The organism is Bergeyella anatis (genome assembly GCF_036016955.1).
GTDB lineage: Bacteria > Bacteroidota > Bacteroidia > Flavobacteriales > Weeksellaceae > JAYWXI01.
Map to the genome: position 1 here is coordinate 1 of NZ_JAYWXI010000072.1, position 911 is coordinate 911.

Sequence of the window (911 nt, forward strand, 5' to 3'; positions counted from 1 at the left end):
ACACATTCGGCGGAATAAAAAGCACAAAAGTTGAATTTTGTACTTAACCCGCCATTTTGCCAATGCGATGTTATGTGTAGTTTTTTTGTATCTTTGTCAGATGAAATTATCAGATTAGCATATTTACTTTACGCAACGTATAGGAAGAGAATAGTTTAGTATTATTCTTCGTTTCCTTATTGTCTCTTATTGTAAATTAAATATGTTAAATAATGAAAAATTTCTTCGAAAGTCCTTTTAAAGGAAAAATAATCAAAGACCACATAACTAATCCCAATATAATTTCGGGTAAATATTCTTATTATTCTGGTTATTATCACGGTCATTCATTTGACGATTGTGCTCGTTATCTGTTTCCGGACAGGAATGATGTCGATAAACTAATTATCGGTTCTTATTGTTCAATAGGGAGCGGTGCAAGTTTCATAATGGCAGGTAATCAAGGTCATAAATATGATTGGATTTCCAGTTTTCCATTTTTTTATATGTCTGAATTTGATGTTTTCAGTAAAAGCCAAGATGGATTTCAAAAAGCAGGAGATACAGTTGTTGGGAATGATGTTTGGATTGGTAGTGAAGCTATGATAATGCCAGGAGTTCAGATAGGAGATGGAGCTGTTATTGGCAGTCGTGCTTTGGTTACAAAAGATGTTGAACCTTATTCAATTGTAGGGGGAAATCCAGCCAAATTGATAAAAAAGAGATTTAGTGATGATGACATCCAAAAATTGCAGGAAATGAAATGGTGGGAATGGGATGAAGAAACCCTTTTTGAAGCAATGCCAATTCTTTGTTCAAATAAAATCGATTTGTTGTACAAGTTTTTTAGAAAAATGAAATGATAAAAAGAAGGTTCCGAAATTCGGAGCCTTTTTGTTTTAACTGCGTTTGCGGCTAAAATTACACATAAC

At 33.2% G+C, this 911-nt stretch carries 1 protein-coding gene; it reads left to right on the plus strand.

Annotated elements, in window-relative coordinates:
- The first annotated feature begins 212 nt into the window (after nucleotides 1-212).
- Nucleotides 213-842 carry a type B chloramphenicol O-acetyltransferase gene (catB, locus tag VQ048_RS12250; RefSeq protein ID WP_014043450.1) on the plus strand — a complete coding sequence of 210 codons (630 nt, stop codon included), beginning with the start codon at nucleotides 213-215 and terminating at the stop codon, nucleotides 840-842.
- Nucleotides 843-911 lie beyond the last annotated feature (69 nt).

Excerpts from the sequence above, each read along its gene's own strand:
- catB (WP_014043450.1), top strand. The coding sequence starts at position 213 with ATGAAAAATTTCTTCGAAAGTCCTTTTAAAGGAAAAATAATCAAAGAC.